Raw genomic sequence first — 24,549 nt, 5'->3', positions numbered from 1 at the left:
GTTGAAAACTACGTCAAACTACGCTAACCTATTGACTGTCATATATAAAAAATCCTTCTCCCGGCCAGCCCGAAGGCTGGCATGGGAGAAGGGGATTAGGTTAGTTGTGAGAAATGTAATCAGACCATCAATACCCCGGATTCTGCGGACCTAGGTTGGGGTTCACCTGAAGTTCTACGCGGGGCAGCGGCATCAGGTAATCGCGGGCCGGATTGAAATTCGGTTGCGGTTCCATAGCGTCGGGACCGAGGAAGACTTTTTCGCCCAGGTTCCTGCGTTTGATGTCGTACCAGCGTTTATATTCAAAGGCCAGTTCGAGCCTTCTTTCTTCCATAATCAGGTCGATCATAGCCGTTTTGGTCAGGCCGGCCGGCACATTTGCAGGAAAGGTAGTTTGTCTTCCAGCCCAGTTCCTTGCCCTCGCACGGATCTCGTTGATGTATCCTATTGACTCAGCGGTCGGCCCGCTCACCTCCACAGATGCTTCCGCTGCGATCAGCAGGATCTCGGCATAACGCATAGCCGAATAATTCTGATCCGAATAGCGGCCCTCGGAATTGGAGTTACCGGCAAATCTCGCGTATTTGGCGATATGCGGCCTTTTTGTGTTTGAAAATTCTGTATACGGCACCAGCTTGCCTGCCACCATCGCCGAATCGTCGAAGCTTACTTCTTTCCGATAATCCCGTGCATCCCAAGTGTTGTAAACTTTGAGGGACGGCACGATGACGCTCCATCCGCTTTTAGGCGCATCAGCTCCCCGCACGCCCGTCATAGGCGCCATGATGTCGTCATTCGCACCACCGGCGCCGCTCTGCAGGCCCAGAAAATCGACGTCGAAAATATGTTCTTTTATATTGTTGGCCTGAGGTGCTTTGAACAATGTCTGGAAATCAGCTTCCAATGCATAGCCGAACCTGTCTTTGTTATCGATCACCCATTTTGCTTCTGTATATGCCTTCTGATAATCGGCCATAGTGAGGTAAACCGATGCAAGATATGAGGCTGCCGTTCCTTTGGACGCACGGCTTCTCACTTCGCCAGGCTGTTTGTCGGGAAGCCATTGTTTTGCATATTCCAGGTCAGCGATAATGCCGGCGTAAACGGTTGCCGCCGGCGTTTTGGTTATAGATTTTACCGCTTCCGGATTACTGATAAAATAGTCGATGTAAGGAATATCCCCGAATACCTGCACCAGGTGAAAGTAACTGAAGGCACGTACGAACCTCGCTTCCGCGATCAGCGGGTTGATCGAGTTTTCCGGTAATCCCAGACTCTGCGCACCCGAAATAGCCGCGTTGGTGGCGCTGATCACCTGGTACCAATAGGGCCAGAACTGGTTGACCATATTGTTGTTGTCGTCCATGTTGAAATCGTTAACCTGCTGTCTTTCAGCGGGCGTTCCGCGATCTCCGATGTCTTCCATATCACTTCGCAGCATCAGGGCCGACACAAACTGCCTGCCGTAAAGGCGCTCACTGGCGATCCAGCCATAAGCACCGAAAATCGCAGTTTCCACATCTTTCGTCGTCCGGAATAACGATTCAGGCGCGAGTAACCCCACCGGCTTTTCGTCCAGGTCAGCACAGCTCAGGAGGAATGTGGCGGTTAATGAGAGGATTAAAGATCTATTGATAAAAGGCTTCATTTTTCTTCTGTTTAATGATTTCAAAATCCCTAAAAACCTACGTTCAAACCCACTGTGTACGATTTTGCATTGGGATAACTGCCATAATCCAGCCCGAGGTTACGGTTACTGTTGGTATTTCCGTCGGAAGAATAATTCACTTCAGGGTCAAAACCTTTGTACTTCGTAAAAGTCAGGACATTCTGGGCGCTCACATACACTCTCAGTTTTGTGATCTTCAGTTTTTCCAAAGCCGATTTTGGTACATTATAACCAAGAGACACGTTTTTCATCCGGATATAGCTGCCATCCTGTATCCAGCGGGTGGAAACTCTCCTCGTGCGGCCGGCCTGTGCCTTGGGAACATCGGTATTGGTATTGGTTGGCGACCACCTGTTCAGTGCATCCGTGGTAGCGTTGTTGATCCCGGAGAGCAGGTTCAGTTCCATCAGGGTGTAGCTCAGCATTTCGTTGCCCTGCGAAGCCTGGAAGAAAACATTCAGATCGAGGCCTTTCCAGCTGAAATCATTGTTCATACCCCATGTAAACTTAGGATGCGGGTTTCCGATAATGGTGCGGTCGTCGCTGTTCAGCATGCCGTCGGGCTCACCGGTAAGCTGGCCGTTGGCGTCTTTTTTACCATCGATATCCCTGAATTTTTCACCTCCCGCGGAAGTTTCAAATCCGCCTCCCGGAATGAAGCTGTCACCGTTTTGATATACGCCATCATAGATCCATCCGAAGAAACTCCCAACCGGGTATCCCTCACGCAGTATCTGGGTTTGTCCAAGTCCCACAAGGTGCCCTGGGCCCGATCCGTACATAATGTCCGTGCCCGCAGGTAACGAAAGCACCTTGTTACGGTTCAGTGAAAAATTGATATCCGTATTCCATTTGAAAGCGCCTACCAGGTTCCGGGTGTTGAGCGTTATTTCAAAACCTTTGTTTTCAACCGAGCCGATATTCTGTAGCTGATTTGTATAACCTGAATATTGGGGGAGCTGAACACTGAAAAGTAAATCCTTCGTGACCCTGCGGTAGTAATCTACCATCAGGTTCAACCGGTTGTTCAGCAGGCTTATATCCGTTCCGATATCAAACTGGCGCGTCGTTTCCCAGGTCAGGTCATCATTGGCAACAGTAGTCGGACGGACCGCGTTGACAGGCACACCGTTGATGATGGTATACACATTGGAGAACCGCGACATGGTCTGATATGGCTCGATAGCCTGATTCCCGGTCAATCCGTAGCTTGCTCTCCATTTCCACTGGCTGATGGCCGTCACATTTGCCATAAATGGCTCGCTCGACATTTTCCATGCAAACGCCCCCGATGGGAACGTCGCCCACTTGTGGTTTTTGCTGAAATTGGAAGACCCGTCCTGGCGGATGTTGGCGGTGAACAAATAACGGTCAAGCAGCGAATAGGTAAATCTTGCATAGTAGGAAGCAAGCTGCCACTCGGTAAGTTCGGATGTGGGGCTTTGCCAAACGGAAGAACCGCCGAGGTTCCAGTAGCTCACAGCATCGGTGATGAACGACTGGCCAGCTCCCCGCCATGCTTCGCTGGACGAAGTCTGATAGGAGTAACCCGCCATGGCCGAGATATCATGTATTGTGCCGATTTTTTTGGTGTAGGTCAAATAGTTTTCGTTCAGGAGCAGAGTGCTTTTTGAACCATCCACGGAAGCCGAACCGCCCAGATTTCTTCCATCGTTAAGCGTCGTGGGCGTAAATGCCCCCACGCGGCCACTGTTGGTGGTTGCACCCAGCGTAATCCTGAATTTCAGATCTTTCAGAATATCATATTCCGCATAAAGGTTACCCTGGATCCGGTCGTTGATCGACTCGTTTACCAGCTGGGTTGCAATTGCATACGGGTTATCGATCGGATCATTTAACCTTGCCACCGTGAACCGGCCGTTTGCGTCGCGGATCGGCTGGTCAGGTTCAAATTTGAATGCCGAAGAAATAACCCCCGGTGTCAATCCGCTCGACCCTTCCTGGGTTCTGGACTGTTCTCTCGAAATCCGCTGGGCAAACAGGTTGAGCCCGAGTTTTAACCTTTTGGCTGCCTGGATATCGATATTGCTGGTCACCGAAAACCGGTTGAACCCTGAGTTCAGGATGATACCTTTCTGGTCATAATAGGCTCCTGACACATAATATTTGACTGCGTCGCTCCCGCCTGCGATAGAAAGCTGGTGGTTCTGGATGCCTCCCCTGCGAAGAATCTCGTCCTGCCAGTCGGTATCTGCTCCCTGCGACACAATATTGGGCCTTACCTCTTTAACATACTCAAGAAACTGCTCCGCGTTCAGAAGGTCAAGTCTGTTTATTTCCTTTTGGGTTGAAAACGATGTATTGAATTCAATTCTGGGTTTTCCGGACATACCTTTTTTAGTAGTGACCATAATTACCCCGTTTGCTCCTCTTGAACCGTAAATGGCTGTTGCGGAGGCATCTTTCAGGATTTCAATGGATTCTATATCTTCCGGAGGTGGCAAAGCTCCGCCCACAAAGCCATCCACCACGTAAATAGGATCGCTGCTGGCATTGATGGAAGTACCTCCGCGGATCCTTACTTTGAAAGCGGATCCCGGTTCGCCGTTATTGGCCTGGATCTGCACGCCGGCCGCACGCCCCTGTAACGCCTGAACGGTACCCAAAGCCGGGTAAGCCGTCAGTTCCTGCGCTTTGACGGACGAAACAGATCCGGTCAGGTCGCTTTTTTTCACCGTACCATAACCGACAACCAACACTTCTTCCAGCGATTTCAAATCCGTTTTCATGCTAACGTTGATTTCGGTCCGGCTTCCGACTTTTACTTCGGTAGGTTCATATCCGACGAAGCTGAAAACAAGAGTAGCATTGGCATCGGGAATATTGAGCGTGTAATTGCCATTGGCGTCCGAGGATGTTCCGGTCTGCGTTCCTTTCACCAGCACATTCACGCCGGGTAGCGGATCTTTGGTTTCCGCATCAATAATCTGTCCTTTTACCGCAATGTCCGCCGGTTTTGAAAAGCCGGGTGTCAGCGAAACTTCCGCTCCGGCCGGGGGCGGGGCATTGGCCGCAGACGGCTTGATCACAATGTTTTTACCCGAAACCTCATACATCAGGCCGAGGGGTACCAGCAGATCGTTGAGTACTTTCGAAAGTTCCTGATTACTTTTCTGGATTGTGATCTTTCTGCCCGACTGGATCAGTTTTGAGCTGAAAATGAAACGCACACCAGCCTGTTTTTCAATCAGGTTGAGCACTTTTTTGACTTCTTGGTCCTGGGCTTCAAGACTTACCTTTTTGTTCAACAATTCCTGAGCCCTCAGATCGACAGCGGCGGCCGTACACATAAACCACACTGACAAAACAAGTTGTGTTAAACCTATCCGCATAAGAACTAACAGTTGATGGTTGAACTGTACCGGTATTTTCATAGTTTTGAACGGTTTTTGTTAATTATGGATATTGACATAAAACTTCCCCCTGCATCTCACTTCCGTGAGATGAACCGGTCGGCAAACCTTGGGGGCACTCTGGCCGGTAATGTTCCACCATTACCGGTTTTTTCTTAATTCATCTTGCAGCCTTTTCCTTCTATAATAATGCGTCCGTCGATCATCTCGTAGCTGGCGTCCACAGCCTTACATACCAGATCGAGTTTCTCAAAAAGCGATAATTCAGTCAGTTTGGCCGTCACAGGGCATTCATCCATGATGTTTTTATCATAAATGATCTCAATGCCGTAAGCTTTTTGCAAAGTGGAGAAAACCACAGAAACCGGGGCATCGTCAAATTCAAAATTGTGATGCAGTGTGCTTTTTTCGAGTAGTTCAGGCTTGGAGATCAGGCTTTTGGTAATTTTTACAGTTTCCCGGACGAAGACAATCTGCTGGTTGGGCTCAATGACGACACCTGATAATTCCCTGCTGTTCTTCTTGATGTCCAGGGCCGGATCATTGCGGGTGAACACGGCGACCCTGCCTGTTTTCACTGCCACTGACACCTCCTTTTCATTGGTGTAGGAACGGACAAAGAAACTTGTTCCCAAAACCTTGGTAACCACCTCGTTGGCATACACGAAAAAAGGATTGGCCGGATCTTTGGCAACATCGAAAAATGCCTCTCCCGAAAGGTAAACTTCTCTTTTCCCCGACTTGAATCCGGCCGGATAGCTGATCCTGCTCCCCGGATTAAGTTTCACGGTACTCCCATCTTCCAGCTTCACCGAAAGAGGCTTACCCGTGCTATTCACTTTTTCCATCAGCTGATCAGTAGAGGCAGCAACCAGCTCCTCGTAGTCGACCACCGTTCTCTGGTTATTAAACCAGATTCCCCAGCCCAGGCCGATCATCAGTAGTACAGTCGCAGCAATGCTCAGCCAGCTTTTTTCATACCAGGGTGTGACAGCAGGATAGGGAAGGAGCTCTTCTTCCGCCGACCTGCTGATGATCCTGCTCACTGCACTCTTTTTTTCCTGACTGCTCAACGGAGCCTCCTTCGGTGAAATGGCGGCGACTAGCTGACGCGCACTTTCGATCAGGGCCTTTTTTTCGGGATTTTCCACAAGCCAGGTTTGCCATTTTTCATCGTCTTCCCGGGTCGGACGCAGTACCCAGTTGCGAAAAGAGTCATCCCAAACAAATTCCTCCAGAGTAAAATTATGGTATTGATCCATGGCGAAATGTTATCATTCAAGTACCATTAGACCAGGCATCGCGGCGGATACTGTATTTTTTTACCTTTTTTTTAAATTATTTCCCTGAGGATAATTTCAGGCAAGAAAACGGAAGAAAATGGCGACGGAAATAATCGCTTTCCACTGTGTTTTAAGGAATTTGAATGCAGTCTGCAGAAGATTGGAAACGGACTGGGGGTGAATGTCCATGATAGCGGCGATTTCTTCGCGGTCAAGATCGTGGAAAAACCGAAGATAAACCGCCTCTTTTTGACGTTTAGGCAGTTCGTTCATCAATGTAGTGATCCGGCTGGCAATCTGCTGATCCTGTTCGGTTTGTATAAATTGGTATTCTGCGCTGAATTCGACGTCAAACTGCGAACCTTCCGGGCTGAAATCTTCGACGGGCTGCAGACGGTTTCGCTGGGTAACCCGGTGCAGGCGGCGGCGCAGGGATGCAAGCAGATAGGCCCTTGGGGGAATATTATGGTTGAGCGCGTTTCTTTTTTCCCAGACTTCGAGAAAAATGTCCTGAATGCAGTCCTTTACAAGTTCACGGTCGCGGCAGAATTTGTTCCCATACTGAAAAAGCAGGTCGTAGGTGCGGTCAATCAATTGTTCGAAAGAACTCACGTTACCGGCCAGCAGTTCACGCCAAAGCGTTATCTCCCTGTCTTCCTGGTGATTATCAATGATGATAGGCTTCATTCAAGTTAGGTGACCTGCTGAAAAGGATCTCATGCGTCGTTTTGTACAGATCCGGCGCATATTTACCGATATTACAAATGTATAAAAACTATCATATCTATAGTTTTATCTGTGATTAATGATAAATGTTTTTTGGGATATGTCACACTGACGGAGTCGAATTGCAACAAGCAGTACGCAAAAGACGTGTGCCGAGCCAGTAACGACCTTCGACTGCCCTCAGGATGACGACACCAGCGTTATCGCTCGGCGAACGTCAAACATTGCTTTTTTCATCCGCCAATTAGCCCTTCATTATTCCGAAACGGCGAAAAGTATTTCAAAAGAATTTTTGGGAGGATCAGGTGCTGACATTTTCCGGCTGATATCCCGGTCAAACAGCCGATTCAGATTATTCCCTGCCAGGTCTTCCAGTTTAGGCTGGATTTTTAGTTTAAATTTTCCGGGATTCCAGGGTTGGGTTGGTGTAAATGCTGCTGTTTTTTCTTTGGGGCCAATTTGCCATTTTCCGGGAATGTGAACTCCGTTTTCTGATAGTATGGTCAAAGTTTCGGTCAACAGGCTATGGTCGAGCGGTTCCTGGAAATCCACTTTGAATGGTTGGCTTGTACCGGCTTTAGGTGGTGTTATTTTCCAGTCGGAGGGTTTGGGAGAAAGACTGTCTCTTTCACTGGTTACAAAAGTTCTGGTGTAATTTTTCAAAAGCTTCCCGCCAGTTTCGTCTTGCCATTCGGGGGAAATGGTAATCTGGTAGGCTGCGTTTTTTTGCAGGGGCGCGCCTAATGTTTGATTGGGTTGAAGGTCGCGTTTAATCCTGCCCGGGTCCAGCCAAAGCGTGAGTACAGTCCGGTTTTCGTTCCAAAGCTCGGGCTGAAGATCGAGAAAAGCGCCACGGATGGTATCTGTATTATTTTTTACCAAAACGACATACTTACCCGACTGGCCTTCGCGCATGGGACGCGAAAAGTGCAGGTAAATCTTCAGGAGATTTTCAGGTAATGTGTCCTGCGAAGGAAAAATAGCTGAAAGATCAGGGGCGTCTGCGGGATCGGCGGGAGGGATTTCAAAACGGGCGATCTGCTCACCTTTCAGGCGGATGTCATAGTGGAGCCCGCGGGTAAACGGGATCAGCGGCTGGAACAGGACTGCATTGTTTTCCGCATTGTAGTTGCCCAGAATGGCCACGGGTTTCTCGCCGGTTACCAGACTGACTTCGATCAGGTTCAACGAGTCGGGCCTGATGTTGCCGATAATGTGCTTGGGTATGAAAACACCCGTAGCCTTGTTGTCCTTCCATTGAAAAGTGATTTTGTCATTCTGCTTGCCACTACATCCGTAAATCAGCACAAAAGCAAAAAAGACCAGGCCATACCTGACGTATGGCGCGATCTTCTCTCTTTTGGCGACTTGGTTACAGATATCTTTCACTGGAAGTCCAGAGGTCAAGACTGCCGTTGGACCTGCGCTGGAGCAGGACCATCCGGGTGTCGTCGAGCTTGTCGAGCTGGATTACATTGGTCACCGGCAGCGATACGAAATCCACGCCGGCGGTGGCAAAACTTTCTTCCACGGGTGTAGTGAGCGAGCCCTGGTAGGTTTCAATGCTTTTGTATTTTACCTTAAACACCGGACGGCTGGAATTCGCCATCATCAAAAATGATTCACCACCTTTTTTCATTGTTACCATATCAATAGGCGAGTTGCCGCTTCCCATTTCGGCAACCGTCCTGCCCTTGACGTGTGTGCCGGGTTTCAGTTCGTCCAGCGGGAACAATACCAGCGGCGTGCAGGTGTAGCTGGCAACCAGGTACTTTTTCCCGGCAATTTCGGCCGTTGTGAAAGTCCTGATCGGTGAGAGTGTCTCGTACTTTCCGTGCGCGGCATGATAGATTTCGAGCGTAGCCTGATCCTGTTTATTGGTAAAAGGAAATGGGATGCTGCGGAAAACAGAGTTAAATTCCTTTCCTGACAGTCCACTCACAAGCACTTTGTCGTCTGCAAAGCCGAGATCGGAAATAGCCGCTACCCGCACCGGATTACCTCTTTTGTCTTTCGCATCTTCGGCCGGGGCATCATTGAGGGCCACGCTGGAAAAGGGAATGTTTTTGGTACTAACAGCCGTAATTTTATCTCCTTCGATCTTGAACAGAACGGGCGTGCCGTCGCTGCCCTGCACAGCGCAATAAACACTTTTGGAAAGCGGATTTACAGCAATATCCTGGATGGTAATATTTTGGGCGTCAGTTCCCAGCAGAGCTGCAAGCTTCTGGTCAATGTTTTTGATCTCGATCGCCGCTGCCTGGCTGGTCGCCGCTGCATCTTTGGTATCCACAGCAAAAACCGTGGCACTTTTGGAATCCCCGATAAACAAAACCCCGTCAGGTCCGAAAGCCAGCGAATTGATCGATTTGATTTCGGGAGTGCCGATGGTAAAACCGTATTTCGGGTGCGTGAAGCGGGTCGTAGTAGCGAGCAATGCCAGTCCGGCACCAGCCACAGCCAGCAGAAAATACATCTTTTTCATATCCGAATCAGTTTAATGAAGTTGTATGACAAAAGTGTTTTTCATGTTTATACTACTCATTTTCAGCAGCCTGGGATAACTATCTTGCCAAACCAGCAATGGGTTTTTCTTTTGCCAAAAAACGCAGGCCGGCCGTCACTCGCTTTTCAGCACCTTGGCAGGATTGCGCCTGGATGCTTTCAATGTCTGCGAACCGATCAGGAAAAAAGCGATGAGCATCACTACCAACAGTCCGGAGAATAGCACCTGCACGCCGATGGGCTGGTGATACGGAAAGTTTTGCAGGACTATCTTGTCAAAAAACAGATAAGTGACCGGCAGCGCGATAAGTGCGGAGATGGTCAGTAAAAGCAGGAAACCCTTGCTCAGCAGATACACGAGTCCCGTTTCGCTGGCCCCCAGTACCTTACGGATGCTGATTTCCTTCAGACGTGTTTCTGTGGTGAAAACCACCATACCGAACAATCCCATCGAAGCGATGCAGATCGCCAGAAATGTGATGAACCCGATCACCTTGATCATGACTGAAAACTGGCTGTAAGCTTCCTCGATCTGGTCATCGTAAAATTTCGCATCCAGCGGGTGTACCTTGTCAATTTTACGCCAGGCGTTTTCTATTCCTGCCATTGTCGCAACGGGGTCTTTGGAATTGATGCTGATATTGAGATAACCCCAGGGTTCGTCTGCCGAATAGCGTAGCATCACCGGCTCGATCCTGTTTTCCAGCGTACCATAATGAAAGTCTTTGAGAACGCCCACAATCGTGAGCTTTCTGCCGTCGACTATAATGTTTTTCCCCAGCGCTTTTTCCGGATCTCTTTTCGCGATGTCGAAACGTTTCAGCAGTTCCTCATTGACGATCACTTCGCTGTCTTCGCCTTTTTTGGGTCTTAAAGCAAAATTCTTTCCTGCCAGGAGCCGATGCTTGTGCAGAGGCAGATAATTTTCGTCCACCAGATTTTGCCACACCATAGCCGAGTCCCTGGCGTCTTCGTATTTTACCTGCGCACCGTGCGCACTTCCCAGGCTTGTTACCATCATGGATTTTGAAATTCCGGCTACTTCGGGAATCTCCGCCAGCTCTTTTTTCAGAAGATCCGGTTTGTTTCCATGCAATTTCATGTTGACGATATTTCTGGTGGTATAACCCAGGTCAAACGTCAGCATGCCCCGGTACTGTTTGTAGCCGATCAGCGTGGTGGTGATAAAGATCAGTGAAATTGTATACTGCGTTACGATCAGCGCTTTGCGCATGCTGAGATGGCGGAACACTTTCAGCGAAGAAGAGTCCCGGATCACCTGGATCGCATTGACCCGGGAGAAGAACAAAGCTGGAAAAAATCCCGCGACAATGCCCGTAATTACCGACAGCCCAATAAAGTAGCCTATCATGGCGGGCGAAATATCGAATGAAGCGAGCCTGGCCAGGTGGGGATCGAGGGATAAAAACTGTTTCCGTAAAACCAGGAATAATGTAAAAGAAAACGCCAGCGCCAGCATTGAAATGATGACGGATTCGGTGATGAACTGGCCGAGCACGTGGCCTTTCAACGCGCCTATGACCTTGCGGATGCCTACTTCCCGGGTTCGCCGGAGTGACCGCGCAATAGACAGATTGGTATAGTTGAAACAAGCCGAAAGGATGATGACAAAAGCCAGCCCGGCCAGTATCCATAGCAGGGAAGCGTTAACCGTAGGGCCAATGGAATTGGAGAGTCCGCCGCTGGTTACGACCTGTTTGAGGGGCTGTAAGGATATTGAGATTTGTTTTTGCTGCAGCGCAGCATTTTCATGTTTATTGATTTTATCCAGTGAACTGCTGATCATCTCCGGCGTGCTTTTTTCGGGCAGGGCGATATAGACATAATTTTGCCAGATATTTTCCCAGCTGGTAAAATTCGGGTCCCTGGCTTGCTGCAATTCCAATGTTTGAAAGGAAACCAGCGCTTCAAATTGCAGGTGTGAAAGTTTGGGAATGTCTTCCATGACGCCTGTAACCGTATAATTTAGTGTATCGAATCTCACTATTTCTCCCAGAGGATCTGCACTGCCGAATAATTTCTGTGCTGTTTTTTGGGTTACTATCAGCGAATAGGGTTCCCGGAGCGCACTCGCCGGATCGCCTTGTATAAGCGGAAAGCTAAAAACTCTCAGGAACGAAGGGTCTGTCCAAAGACCTTCAACGGGCAATGTTTTTGAGCCCACGGCAGCATCACCGCTGAACCCGCTCCGCAGGATTGTCAGGTCATCGACGCCCGGTACAGATTCTTTGATCGACTTTCCGGCCTTTACCGAGGTGGAAGCAAAGTTCATCTCCCGTTGGCCGGCAGGTTGATGTGAAGTGATCACTCTGTAAATCCGGTTTTTCTTTTCGTGAAAATCATCATAGGAGAACAGGTCGGAAATAAACGCGATCACAAGCAGTCCGACAGACATGCTGACCGCCAGCCCGAACACATTGATAAACGAGAACAGTTTGTTGCGCACAAGGCTGCGGCGCGAGGTTTTGAAATAGCTGCCTATCATCATAAAGTGGATTAAAAGGGTCAGGAATTCGGGTTTTCGGATGGTATAGGGGCGAAGAAATTTCAGTACGTCAATAACATAGATCAACCGGGCGCGTCGGGCACCTTTGTTTTTGAGGTTTCTTTCAAAATATTCGTTCAGGTCGCCTTGCAGGTCTTCGAGCAGGGATGGTTTGCAGTACCAGCTCAGCAGACGTTGTGCCCAGCGGGGAGGTCGGGGCGGGGGAGTATCGTGGATTTTCATATTGATCCTTCCAGGTTAAAGCCGGGAATGATACGCCAGATCGACTCGCGCACTTCTTTGGAACGGGTAAGTGCCACCTTGCCGGAGTGGGTAACTTCGTAGTAGCGCTTGCGTTTGCCGCCCCGGGCACTTGTGGCATCGCCCAGCTTGCTTTTGGCCAGCCCTTTCTCTTCCAGCCTGTTCAGTACAGCATGTACCACACCTAGCTTGGCCGAGCGGCCCGTATGTTTTTCCAGTTCGTCGCAAATCGCGACGCTATATGCCTCATCGACCAATGCTGCAATGGTAAGCAGTACAAGTTCTTCAAATTCGCCCAGGTTGGTGCCCTTCATTTTACTTTTTACAATTGTTCAGATGAATTAAGTATCTAAATGTATGTAAAATGAATTTATTAATTCATGTTTTGTATGTAAAAAACTTTTTTTGGAAATTATCGGGATGAAAAATGGTGGCAGGGGGCAAAAAAACGGAGGAATGTGGCTTCAAACCATCATTCCTCCGTAGCTATTTAATCCCGGGTTATTTATTCGATAACAATTTTTGACCTTACAACATCCTTGGCGTCAGACGCGCTGATGATATAAATCCCTTTCGTCATACTACTGTTGATGTGCAGCGCAATGGTTCCGCTGCCCTCGCTGTCGGTGGTCAGAGTCTCGCTCTGGACTGTAAGACCGGAAATGCTGGTGACAGAAACAGTTATTTTTTCATTTTTACCAAAATTGTTTGCATTCAGGTTGATAATGCCTCCTGTAACGGGGTTTGGATAAACGTTGATCTGTTTAGGCCCGGTTTCAAAATCGCTTACCAGTTCTTCCGCGCCCATTCTTGCGCCACTGCCGCTAACGCTGAATATCTCAACAGCTGCCAGCGCTACCCTGTTGACGGACGGGTTGAACCTGATGTTCAGAACACCGCCGACCACAGTCGTACTGAAATCTTTCACCAGGGCCGCCCGGTAACCTGCTTCATTAAAAATATCCAGATTGTAGAGTACAGGCTGGTCTTCTATCGTGGCACTGAAAACCCTTGACCCTGGAATGGTAAAGAAATTTTCCACAAAATGCATGCGTATCAGATAGTTACCGTTGGCAAGCGGAATGTTGTAGCCTGTCTGGGCCAGATTTGCGCTGGCAGACAGATAAGTCTGATATAAGGCGTCAATGTCTGTTCCGGCTACGTTCGTAGTAGGTGTTTGCGTATCCAGCTGAACGGAACCGGTACGGAAAGCCTGATCGGATTCATATACATTGCCGCCGACCGTCAGGCTGCTATTGGATCCGCTTTTGATCCGCCTGACCGTGCTGACCGTCGCTGTGGAACTATTGGCGATACCGTAAAGCGGGATGCGCAGGGGCAATGGCGAATTGTTGTAAGTGATCAGCAGCACCGCATTTTTGATACCTACCGAAGTCGGTGCAAACCGTACATTCAATGGTGTGGTACCCTGAACAGGGATCGTCATCGAGCTCAGTGTTCCTACGGAAAATTCATTGGCATTGGGCCCGGCTATCCGGATGTTTTTCACTAGAATAGACGGATCACTTGAACCGTTCGCATAGGTAAGCCCCTGGTTTTTGAGCGTGACATTCACTGCTGTATTGGCCCCGGTCAAGGTTGGATTGAAATTTACTGCCGATGAAGAAATGGCCTCAAGCGTCGAGTAATTGACAGTTCCGGCTTCCGGTTTTATATTTTCCACGTAAAACAGGTTATCCTGGTAATCGTAGTTTGTGGAGGAATTGTTGATATAATCGTGGTTTACGAAATAAGCGTTCGGTACCACATTCCCGTTGGAATCCAGCACTTTGATAAAACGAAGACCGATCAGACTACCGCCATTCTGAGTACGGTCGGAAGAAGAGAGCGCCAGCCTCATACCGAATGAACCGGCTGGTGAGAATGTCCCGGTGGCCAGCTGCGTGGTGGAATTCCTGAGATGCGGAAGCAGCGACTGGCCGTCCAGCGGATCATGCGTGAACAGGATTGTATTTGAGCCCGAGCCTTTGTTGAAGTACCTGAAAGATTCCACGGAAGCACAGCAGCCGTGGTATGCTGCCAGCTGGTAAACCGTCACCGGCTTGGTGTTATCTGCCCTTACAAAATATGAAGCAGTAACTTCGTTGGAATTAGGTACGACGGTGCTTCCCATAATTGAGCCGTCGGTTGCCGTGTAGCCCGTATTAGATGTAAAACCGAACGCATTGATAATTTCCTGCGCATAAGGTTCATTCCGGCCCTCACCCTGCCGCTGGTACAACCCGTGCAGGGCCACTTTTTTTGCGGGCGTCGCATTGTCATTGCTCACGATCGTGAGGGAATCGTGAAATATCCGCACCCGCGTGGCAGCATCCACGGCAGTAAACCGGATCACTACATCTGCAAAATTGGGCGTATTGATTGTAAGTGGATAGGCTGGCGAGGTATTGTTGTTGACCGATACGATCTGCCAGGCCGACGGGTTCGATAAAGATAAGCTGTTTACAACCAGACTGGAAGCTCCTGCGCTGCTGATCCTGAGCGTCACCTGATCATGGTTTCTGTTATAAGGTGTTACTGCGGGCGATGTCCGTCTCCAGGGGATTTGTATTCTGGAAAATACAAGCTGATCGTTTGCCGGAAAATTGTCCATATTTTTCAAGACCATATATGGGCTTGCGGCGGGTGGCGCGTAAATGGAAAAGTTGTAGGCACTGGTAACCGTTTCGTTGTTGTTGGCGTCCGTAGCCCTGATCCGCAATGTATAACTTCCGGGAGTGGTTACATTAAATGGTTCGGTGTAATTGGTATAGCCACCTCCGTTCAATGCATACTGAAGCGTTTTCAGCCCCGATCCGCCCGCGTCCGTCGCGGTGGCAAATATTTTCACAGGACCATCGTAAACCCCCGCTGACATCAGATTGCCGGTGAATCGGGCGCTGGCCACAGGAGCCACGGCATCATTGACCGCGTTGGCAGGGTCAATGGTCACATAGTTTATTTTTGTATTGGTACCTCCGGTCGCAGAAAGCGTCAGTTTTCCGTCGCTTACCTGAACGGTCGCAGTAGCAACCCGGAATTTGTTCTGGGCAGAAGGGGTAAAATCGCTGATAGCAGGAAGCCCTTCTACATTGACCTGATGGTTACTGTTATAATAATTGTTGTCACCGGCACTGACAACCACGCGGTAAGAGCCGTTGGGGACAACATATTCCCAGGCACCCGGCGCCGTATTGTCGGTAGCCGACTGTACTTGTACGAGAGAAAGCTGCCTGGCATCTCCCGTCCCTGATCTCAAACGCATGTTAGCACTGTAATTCGATGGCTGCTGGGAGGAAGCAATAATCCAGCCGTACTTGCGTGCTGCATCGAAAGGAAGTCCGTTATCTGCCGTGTAACCTGCGGGTGCAGCACTTCCGCTCGGGCGGAAATTGATTTTCGCGCTGATCGGTGCCGCTGCCGATATGTCCGTGGCTGCAAAATCGTCAAAGGTGTAGGTTACCGCGGCAGTGCCGTTACGGTGAGTTGAAAATATACCGGCATAAACTTCACCCGAGGTCAGCCCCATTCCCGCGATGTTCAGGGTTGGTGTTGAATACAATGCGCCGGTGCTGATATAATTAACCCCATTGGTGGAATAAAAACCTTCCACGGTGTTGGTGGCGGCATCCACGACCAATCTCAGCCAGACCGTCTGTGTATTGAGATTGCTGACGGTTTCTGTCCGGCGCTGGTCGGGATTTCCGGTGCCGGTTATCGAGCTGGACACGTCATTGGTCTCTTTTCTCAGCTCTATCCTGTTTCCGCTGACACCGAGTTTGACAAACGTTTTGTCGTTCAGACCATACCAAAGCCCCGCCTGCTGAGACTGGGCGCCGTTGAATGGATTGACAAGTTTTACTTCCAGCTGAAACTTGCTCACGGTCTGCACTCTTACCCCCAATGCATTGATCTGGTTGTTGTTAGTTAGAAAATCAATCCCTTTGTTGGTCACGATCTGAAGACGGCCGCTACCGAGGGTCAGTTTGGATGGTTCATACCCGGGTACGTCCACGACACTGGGCGAACCATCTGCCGCCAGCCGGGTACCAGAATAGGTATTTACAGTTCTGAAACCTGTTCCCTGACCATTTTTATCGGCGATCGTACCGCTTACCGCAGATGCAAATGACAAAGTAAAAGGCAGGTTGACCTTCAGGTCGGCACATTCCATAGTACTGAAAGGGGTGCAGCCTGCGAGCAGGGGTGCGGCGCTTCCGGACGCCTCCCGAGTGGCTGGTGACGATGTTTTTTCCGGTGCGGTTTTACTGTAAGCATGGTTGCAGCAAACGGACAAAAAAAAGAGAGACCGTAAAGTAAAAATTGTAAATTTCATAAAAAGTCCTTTTTGATGTGGTACATTTTCCCACACAGTGTAGAGTTGAGAATATCAGGGTGTTTTGGGCAAAGTAATCGTAAAATGTACTTAATTTTGTAGTTTAATAAGCTGATTAAAAGCATATTAAGTCCGGACTGATAGCCGGATGGGGCTCCGTATGGATGGTCTGAGGTGCATCGGTTGCTACCAGATTTAATAGATGGAAACAGATTGAAAGTTGATTGGGTGTATATATGCAAATTTTGTGCCAAAATAGCCTGGAAAAGCATTTTTATATGTCACCGCAAGATGCTGAACAGCAAGGCCTACCGGTTGCAGCGGGATGAAAAATAGGTAAAAGCATTAAATTCTGCTGCGTCAGCGCTTTATGCTTTAAGCAAAGTATCACTTACCTAACCTCAGGAAAATGTCCAACATTGATAGAAAACAATTTCTCAAAAACCTCTCGGTCTTGACGGGGATGTCTATACTTTCCACCCAGGGTTTTGCGGCAGACGTGGAATGGAAGAAAACGAAAATGAAGCTCGGCCTGGTTACCTATCAGTGGGGCAAAGACTGGGATGTGCCTACTTTGATCAAAAATTGCACGGATACCAAAATCCACGGTGTGGAGCTCCGGGTGGAGCATGCGCACAAGGTGATGCCGGAGCTTACCGCCGCCGAGCGACGGGAAGTAAAAAAGAAATTTGCGGACAGTCCGGTGCAGATCGTGGGGCTGGGTACGAACCAGCAGTACGATTACCCCGACCAGGACAAACTACGCGCGTCGATAGAGCGGACGAAGGAGTTTATCAGACTGGGTGCGGATATTGGCGGGTCAGGTGTGAAGGTGAAACCCAATGCGTTACATAAGGATGTTCCGGTTGAGAAGACGCTGGAACAGATCGGGAAGTCGCTGAATGAACTGGCCAGGTATGCTTCGGATTTCGGGCAGCAACTGCGCCTGGAAGTGCACGGGCAGCAAACCCAGGAACTTCCCAACGTCAAAAAGATCATGGATTACGCCGATCACCCCAATGCAACTATATGCTGGAACTGCAACAAGGAGGATCTGAACGGCGAGGGATTTCAATCTAATTTCGATCTCGTCAAGAAATACTTTGGTGACACCTGTCACGTCCGTGAGCTGAGCAATACCGATTACCCCTATACGGAACTGCTCAATAATCTTGCAAAAATGAACTACAAAGGCTGGGTATTACTGGAATGCCATACCAATCCGGATGATAAGATCAAGTCGATGAGAGAGCAGCGGGCGGTGTTTGATAAGATGGTCGCAGCTATTGGGTGAGGCCGGAAATACCGAAAAACGTAATCCGATATACGTAAAATAGGCTTGTAACTCACACTAAACCCCGATAACTTTGTCCCAGTGAGTTTTGATAAATTAATATAGATGATTGCATTTCAGCCCGGAAAATACCGTCGTAAAATTGTTCTTTTGTGGAGATACAGCATACTGGGTTTGCTATCATTTATCCTGTTCGTACTAGCTGTAAGCGTAAATTTTCTCTGGCTGTTCGGCGGAATGCCCGACCTCAAAATCCTTGAAAACCCCAAAAGCGAACTGGCGTCGGAAGTGATCTCAGAAGATGGTAAATCGCTGGGGAAGTATTTTACGGAGAACCGCACGCCCATAGGTTTCGACGAAGTTTCGACTAACCTGATCAATGCGCTGATCGCCACCGAAGACGCACGTTTTGAGGACCATTCGGGCATAGACCCCCGAAGCCTGATACGTGTTGCAAAAGGTATACTGACCGTGAATACGAGTTCAGGCGGAGGCAGCACGCTCACGCAGCAGGTTGCCAAAAACCTTTTTCAGACACGCTCGGAAAAATACAGAGGGTTCCTCGGCGGCATACCGGTCGTCAAAACCATTATTTCCAAAACTAAGGAATGGATACTGTCGGTGGTCCTGGAAAGGAAATACACCAAGCAGGAGATCATGATGATGTATCTCAATACGGTTTCATTCGGTAACAATACCTACGGGATCAAAGTCGCCGCCAAAACTTATTTTGACAAGGAAGCCGATGATCTGACTGTTAACGAGGCCGCGCTGCTGGTGGGTATGCTGCAAAACCCTACGCTTTACAATCCTTTGCGGCTGCCGGTGAATGCGTTGAACCGCAGAAATACGGTTTTGGCTCAAATGGCTAAGTATGATTATCTGGCTGACGAAGATTTTGAAACTTTTAAAGAAAAACCGCTGAACCTGAAATTCACGGTTGACGGGCATAATACCGGCCTCGCCCCTTATTTCCGTGAGTCGATGCGGGGTTACATGAAAGCCTGGGTAAGAAGATATAACGAAGAAACGGGATCCAATATAGATTTGAATACCAGTGGTTTGCGGATTTATACAACCATCGATTCCCGAATGCAGCAATACCAGGAAGAGGCGATCCGGGAGCACATGAAGCAACAGCAAAAGATCTTCGACCAGCATTGGAAAGGCCGTAACCCCTGGATTGATGACAGGGGAAGGGAAATGCCCGGGTTTATCGATAAAGCGGTGAGGAGGTTGCCGTACTTTATCACGCTAAAAAATCTGGTAGGGGAGGAAGAGGCATGGAAAGTGATGAACAGGCCTTACAAAATGCGGGTTTTCTCTTGGGACGGAGAAAAGGAAATGACCATGAGCCCGGTGGATTCCATTAAATATTACAAACGGTTTCTGCGCGCGGGCATGATGTCCATGGACCCGAGGAACGGCCACGTAAAGGCGTGGGTAGGCGGGATCAATTTCAAATATTTTAAATATGACCATGTCAAACAGGGAAGACGCCAGCCGGGGTCTACTTTCAAGCCGTTTGTGTATGTGGCGGGCATCGATAAGAACTTTCTGACACCCTGCGATCATGTGATGGACGAACCTGTGACTTTCGGGCCTGCCGATGGCGTGGACGGAGAATATACACCTAAAAATACCGGAGACTCATTCAGCTACCAGTCGCTGTCGCTAAGGCAGGCGCTCGGGAAATCAGTTAACTCCGTGAGTGCCTATATCATGAAAATGGTGAAGCCGGATGCCGTAGTGCAGTACGCGCACAAGCTGGGTATTACCAGCGAACTGCCCGCTACGCCGGCGTTATGCCTCGGTACCGGCGACGTTTCTGTGTATGAAATGGTGGGGGCATATTGTTCTTTTGCCAATGGAGGCTACAAAACGGAACCGATGACGATCCTGAAAATTGAGGACAGGTATGGTAATGTATTGCAGGAATTTCACGAAAAGCAAAACCAGGAGCTGAGCGAGAATACTGCTTACGACATGCTTTACCTGATGCGGGGCGCCGTGGAAGATCCGGGTGGTACGGCTGGCCGGCTCAGCCAGTACGGAGTGACGCAGGGCAATGAGATCGCCGCGAAAACCGGTACATCCCAAAACCATTCGGACGGCTGGTTTATGGGTATGACCCAGCATCTTGTATCGGGCCTGTGGGTAGGCGGTGAGGACAGGAGCATTCACTTTCGTACCATTGCGCTGGGGCAGGGGGGACGTGTGGCGATGCCAGCCTGGGGCGCTTTTATGAAAAAGGTATACAACGATCAGACCTTGATCCAATACCGGAAAGGACCGTTCGTCAAGCCCGAGAATTACGTAAAGAACTGTAACACAATCACTACGGACAGCACGGGCACCTACATCCCGCCTGCACGTTCTGATGATGAGGGCGTATTGTTTTAACCGTTACCTGTTTGTATTCGGACGTGCTTTCAACTGCCCGATGCCGAACTGATCGCCTGCTGCGACCGGCTTGCTGCCGCTGAAATGGATTTCAACCATTTTTTCGCTTTGTACTGCATTGTGGTCACCGTCTTCCAGTGTGGTTACGATTTTCCGGGTTTTTACGTCAATGATATCGCCAGAGGAAGGGTAGGCATATTTACCGTCCATGCTGAAACTGATCCAGCCTGGCATGTCTCTGGTGGTGACGGACGTTTTTTGTGCGGGCGGCATTACCGTATTGTCAAATACATGCACGCGGTTGTTGAAGCCGTCACAGAGCCAGATTTCCTTTTCGTCGGGCGTGAGGCCTATGCCGTGGCTCGGGCAGCCATGCCTTTTCACTTCGCCTATATCAAAGCCTTCCACCACCACGCGATGCAGTTTCTGGCCGGTAACGAGGTCGCCGACTTCAAATCCAAGTAGCCCGTTCACATTCACATATACCAGCGTCTGGGAGCCGTTGATCGTGAATGGGCGAATGGCAGCGGTAAACGGACCGACTTGTTTGGTAACCGTATGCGTTTTCGTATCTGCCACATTCAGCATTGGGGATTTGAGTCCAGCGAGGTATACAAAGTTTCCATCCGGGCCATAAATCGTGTTATGTGATCCCGAATTGGTTACGATCTTCTTAATGATGTCTCCGTTTTTTGCATCCAGTACGTTCCAGAACTCCTTTTCCAGTGAAGGAGCATATATGATCTTTCCGTCGGGGGAAATGGAAATGCGGTCGACTCCTCCTTCGTACTGTTTTTCCCACAATAGTTTTTCGGTGATCAGATCAATGCATTGAATGGCTTCCAGTGTGCTGATATAGATGCAGTTGGTGGCCAGGCTCACGTCAACGCCTTTTACGTTGGAGGGCTTTCCTTCCTTGTTCAGGCCGGCGGGCGTTTCAATGAATTTGACAAATCGGTGGTTGTTATCGATATCGAAAACCTGTATCCCATGACCACCATAACCGAGGTAATTCCGGACGCCGGGCGTTACCACATAAAGGTACTTCCGTACTTTGGGCGCAGCTTTACCGGGGGTGGCGTTTTTGAGGAAAGGAGTGGAGGCCGTTGCGGACAAGAGGCACAATCCACTCAGGAGGAATACGAGAATATTTTTTCGGGACGTCATAGTCTTTTTTAGAAAAGCAAAGAGCAAAAAATTCATATTATACTTTCTCCGTGATACCGTTTCCAATGGTGTTCGGGATATAGCGCCGGCAACTTTTCATCACAGTATATTGTGGCATGGCATCAGACAAACAGGATGAAGTCTGGTGAAATAGTAATGAAAAACCTAGAAAAAGGACAATATTAGAACAGCCTGTCAGTATAATTTACCGCGCTAAAGTCTTCTGGTATATGTTTGTAACCGGATATATTATGACAGTAGGACTTTTCATACCTTGTTATGTAAACCAGTTTTATCCCGATGCCGCCAAGGCCACTCTTCAGTTGCTTCAAAAGCTGGGCGTGGAGGTTGTCTACCCTGCGAAGCAGACCTGCTGCGGGCAACCCATGGCCAACTCGGGCTTTGCGCACCTGACATCGGATTGCGATGCACTTTTTATCCAGAACTTCGCCGAATTTGATTATATCGTCGCCCCTTCGGCCAGCTGCGTCCTGCATGTGAAAGATCACCTTCATTCGGCGGAAAACGAGGGAAAAGCGGAGGGTATCCGCGGGAAAATATACGAACTGGTTGAATTCCTGACCGATGTTCTTAAAATTGAGAAGCTGGATGCTGTATTTCCGCACAAAGTCGGGATTCACCACAGCTGCCACGGGCTGCGCGGACTATATCTGTCCCAGATGACTGAACTCAATGCCGCCCCGTTCTCCAAACCTCAGCAACTCCTGAATATGGTAAGCGGGCTGGAACAGGTGTCACTGGACAGGCCTGACGAATGCTGCGGTTTCGGCGGGACTTTCTGTGTGGCTGAGGAAGCCGTATCCGTGAAAATGGGAAAAGACCGGGTCACCGATCACAGCAAGAACGGCGCGGAATACATTACATCGTCAGATCTATCGTGCCTGATGCACCTGGAAGGGATTCTCCACAGAAATAAGAGCAAAGTTAAAGTGGTTCACATCGCGGAGATTTTAAACGCTACAGTATGAAACAGACGGAGACAAAAGACCATGCCGGACTGGCGGAGGATTTTATCAAAGATGAGGAGCGCGTGAACTGGCACGATGGCGCCTTATGGTACATCAGGGAAAAAAGAGACATCGCCTCCAAGCAGATCCCGGAATGGGAGGCGCTTCGGGAAGCGGCTTCGCAGATCAAAAACAATGTGATCTCAAACCTGCATGACTACCTGCTGCAATTTGAGGCTAACCTCACTAAAAATGGTGTAAAGGTACATTGGGCCAACAATGCCGATGAGCATAATGCGATTGTCTACTCCATTCTGAAAGCAAAGGGGATTACAGAAATGGTGAAAAGCAAGTCCATGTTGACGGAAGAGTGCCATTTGAACGAGTACCTGGAAGAGCGGGGGATTGGTGTAATTAACTCTGATTTGGGAGAATACATTCAGCAGCTTGACAATGAGCCGCCAAGCCATATTGTATTGCCCTGCATCCACAAAAGGAAGGAGGAAATCGGCGAGCTTTTTCATGAGCACCTGGGCACGGAAAAAGGGTTGTCGGACCCTACTTTACTGACAAGGGTTGCCCGCAAACATCTGCGCAATGTATTTCTGACCCGTCGCGGGGCGCTGACGGGCGTTAACTTCGCGGTGGCTGAGACGGGTGAATATGTGGTTTGCACCAACGAAGGAAATGCCGATATGGGTGCCCATTTGTCAGAAGTACAGATTGCATCGATGGGACTGGAAAAAATTATCCCGCAAAAAAAACACCTGAGCGTATTTTTGAGGTTACTGGCGAGAAGCGCTACCGGCCAGCCGATCACGATTTATTCAAGTCATTACAAAAAGCCGAGGGAGGGACAGGAAATGCACCTGATACTTGTGGATGCCGGGCGTACCCGGCAGCTGGGCAGAACGGATTTTCGGAATTCCCTGAAATGTATCAAATGCGGTGGCTGCATGAATACCTGTCCGGTGTACAGAAAAAGTGGCGGACTCAGTTACCATAATACCATTTCCGGGCCGATAGGGGCTATTCTGGCGCCTAACCTGGACATGAAAAAACACGCCGATCTGCCCTACGCTTCCACGCTCTGCGGTTCATGTTCCAATGTCTGCCCGGTGAAGATCAACATCCATGAGCAGCTTTACAAATGGCGGCAGGTTATTGTAAAAGAAGGATACGCGGCCAATACAAAAGCGCTGGGAATGAAAGCGATGGCCTGGACGCTGGCTTCCCCGGAAAAATTTTCGACAGCCGGAAAGGCAGGGCGGTGGTTTTTACACAACATCCCGTTTGTCGTCAACAACAAATTCAACCCGTGGTACAAACAACGCGAAATGCCCGAAGGCCCCAAAGAATCGTTCGCCGAATGGTACGCCAAAAACGAAAAATAGATTCGTGTAAATCCGTGGATCCGTGGCAATAAAAACACAAAACAATGACGACCCGAGAACAAATCCTGGAAGCAGTTTTAAAAAATCAGCCTGAAAGTATGCCGTTGCCGGACATCGGCATGTTCAAAGGAGGCGATGACGATACTGTCCGGAAATACATCGATATTTTCAAGACCATAGGAGGGGCAGCCTATCTGGTTGATGACCTCGAAGTTGTGAAAAGCATGGTTGCCGAACAGTTTGACACCACCAAGCGCATCGCCACCACTCTCCCCGAAATGCAGGATATTGCCGAGCTGATAGCACCGGCTATTGATCCGCATTTGTATGAAGATGTGGAGCTCGCCATTATCAGAGGGCACTTTTCGGTTGCGGAAAATGGTGCGGTGTGGCTTACCGAAGAGGTTATGGGTCAGCGTATTATCCCCTACATCTGCCAGCACCTGGCGGTAGTGCTCACGGCAGAAAGTATAGTCCCGACTTTACATGAAGCCTACGAAAGGATAGGGCTGGGCGATTATGGTTTCGGCGGGTTCATCGGCGGGCCATCCAAAACAGCGGACATCGAACAGGCACTCGTGCTGGGTGCTCACGGACCATTAACCATGACAGTTTACATCATCCGGTAAAATTTTAATCATTTCGATATTACGTTTTCAATTC

The 24,549-nt window shown here is 49.2% G+C and carries 15 protein-coding genes; 5 read left to right on the top strand and 10 right to left on the bottom strand.

Annotated features, from left to right (window positions below; all coding sequences use genetic code 11):
- Nucleotides 1–127: 127 nt before the first annotated feature.
- The 9 genes from FBF61_RS01615 to FBF61_RS01575 all read right to left on the bottom strand — a co-directional run bounded on the left by FBF61_RS01615 (nt 128) and on the right by FBF61_RS01575 (nt 16,660).
- The gene (locus FBF61_RS01615; protein ID WP_138475418.1) at nt 128–1,648 is read right to left on the bottom strand and encodes a RagB/SusD family nutrient uptake outer membrane protein; all 1,521 of its coding nucleotides are present in this window, start codon (nt 1,646–1,648) and stop codon (nt 128–130) included.
- A gap of 29 nt (nt 1,649–1,677) precedes the next feature.
- Nucleotides 1,678–5,022: a TonB-dependent receptor gene (locus tag FBF61_RS01610; RefSeq protein WP_138475417.1), complete on the bottom strand. Its 3,345-nt coding sequence runs from the start codon at nt 5,020–5,022 to the stop codon at nt 1,678–1,680.
- A 176-nt stretch (nt 5,023–5,198) separates the two neighbouring features.
- Nucleotides 5,199–6,305 carry a FecR family protein gene (locus FBF61_RS01605; protein ID WP_138475416.1) on the bottom strand — a complete coding sequence of 369 codons (1,107 nt, stop codon included), beginning with the start codon at nt 6,303–6,305 and terminating at the stop codon, nt 5,199–5,201.
- A gap of 96 nt (nt 6,306–6,401) precedes the next feature.
- Nucleotides 6,402–7,013, bottom strand: a complete 612-nt coding sequence (locus FBF61_RS01600) for an RNA polymerase sigma factor (protein ID WP_138475415.1) — start codon at nt 7,011–7,013, stop codon at nt 6,402–6,404.
- A 294-nt stretch (nt 7,014–7,307) separates the two neighbouring features.
- The gene (locus tag FBF61_RS01595) at nt 7,308–8,441 is read right to left on the bottom strand and encodes an Ig-like domain-containing protein (protein ID WP_138475414.1); all 1,134 of its coding nucleotides are present in this window, start codon (nt 8,439–8,441) and stop codon (nt 7,308–7,310) included.
- Nucleotides 8,425–9,537 (bottom strand): hypothetical protein, encoded by a 1,113-nt coding sequence (locus FBF61_RS01590; RefSeq protein ID WP_138475413.1) that lies wholly within the window; start codon nt 9,535–9,537, stop codon nt 8,425–8,427. Before FBF61_RS01590 ends, FBF61_RS01595 begins: the two co-directional genes overlap by 17 nt.
- 135 nt (nt 9,538–9,672) lie before the next feature.
- Nucleotides 9,673–12,306, bottom strand: coding sequence for an ABC transporter permease (locus tag FBF61_RS01585; RefSeq protein WP_229214877.1), 2,634 nt, complete (start codon nt 12,304–12,306; stop codon nt 9,673–9,675).
- Complete coding sequence (locus FBF61_RS01580; protein ID WP_138475412.1) at nt 12,303–12,638, bottom strand: PadR family transcriptional regulator; 336 nt, start codon at nt 12,636–12,638, stop codon at nt 12,303–12,305. The genes FBF61_RS01585 and FBF61_RS01580 overlap by 4 nt, the downstream gene beginning before the upstream one ends.
- 191 nt (nt 12,639–12,829) lie before the next feature.
- Nucleotides 12,830–16,660, bottom strand: a complete 3,831-nt coding sequence (locus tag FBF61_RS01575; RefSeq protein WP_138475411.1) for a malectin domain-containing carbohydrate-binding protein — start codon at nt 16,658–16,660, stop codon at nt 12,830–12,832.
- Between the two features lie 409 nt (nt 16,661–17,069).
- Here FBF61_RS01575 and FBF61_RS01570 point away from each other — a divergent pair, with 409 nt between their 5' ends.
- Both FBF61_RS01570 and FBF61_RS01565 read left to right on the top strand, forming a co-directional pair.
- Entirely contained in the window at nt 17,070–17,954 is an 885-nt protein-coding gene (locus tag FBF61_RS01570; protein ID WP_138475410.1) for a sugar phosphate isomerase/epimerase family protein, read from the top strand.
- A gap of 105 nt (nt 17,955–18,059) precedes the next feature.
- The gene (locus tag FBF61_RS01565) at nt 18,060–20,357 is read left to right on the top strand and encodes a penicillin-binding protein 1A (protein ID WP_138475409.1); all 2,298 of its coding nucleotides are present in this window, start codon (nt 18,060–18,062) and stop codon (nt 20,355–20,357) included.
- A 3-nt stretch (nt 20,358–20,360) separates the two neighbouring features.
- Here FBF61_RS01565 and FBF61_RS01560 read toward each other — a convergent pair whose 3' ends face one another.
- A complete protein-coding gene (locus FBF61_RS01560) occupies nt 20,361–21,524 on the bottom strand; it encodes a beta-propeller fold lactonase family protein (RefSeq protein ID WP_138475408.1) in 1,164 nt (387 codons plus the stop codon).
- 251 nt (nt 21,525–21,775) lie between these two features.
- Here FBF61_RS01560 and FBF61_RS01555 point away from each other — a divergent pair, with 251 nt between their 5' ends.
- From FBF61_RS01555 to FBF61_RS01545, 3 genes are read left to right on the top strand one after another with little or no spacing between them, the layout of a single operon-like run.
- Complete coding sequence (locus FBF61_RS01555; RefSeq protein WP_138475407.1) at nt 21,776–22,513, top strand: (Fe-S)-binding protein; 738 nt, start codon at nt 21,776–21,778, stop codon at nt 22,511–22,513.
- On the top strand, nt 22,510–23,886 hold the full coding sequence (locus FBF61_RS01550; protein WP_138475406.1) for a lactate utilization protein B: 1,377 nt from the start codon (nt 22,510–22,512) through the stop codon (nt 23,884–23,886). The genes FBF61_RS01555 and FBF61_RS01550 overlap by 4 nt, the downstream gene beginning before the upstream one ends.
- Before the next feature lie 44 nt (nt 23,887–23,930).
- A complete protein-coding gene (locus FBF61_RS01545; RefSeq protein ID WP_138475405.1) occupies nt 23,931–24,515 on the top strand; it encodes a LutC/YkgG family protein in 585 nt (194 codons plus the stop codon).
- Nucleotides 24,516–24,549 lie beyond the last annotated feature (34 nt).

The sequence above is a fragment of the Dyadobacter bucti genome (assembly GCF_005869225.1).
GTDB classification, from domain to species: Bacteria; Bacteroidota; Bacteroidia; order Cytophagales; family Spirosomataceae; genus Dyadobacter; species Dyadobacter bucti.
Note: the sequence above shows the minus strand (reverse complement) of the source record. Positions and strands in the feature narration are given on the sequence as shown.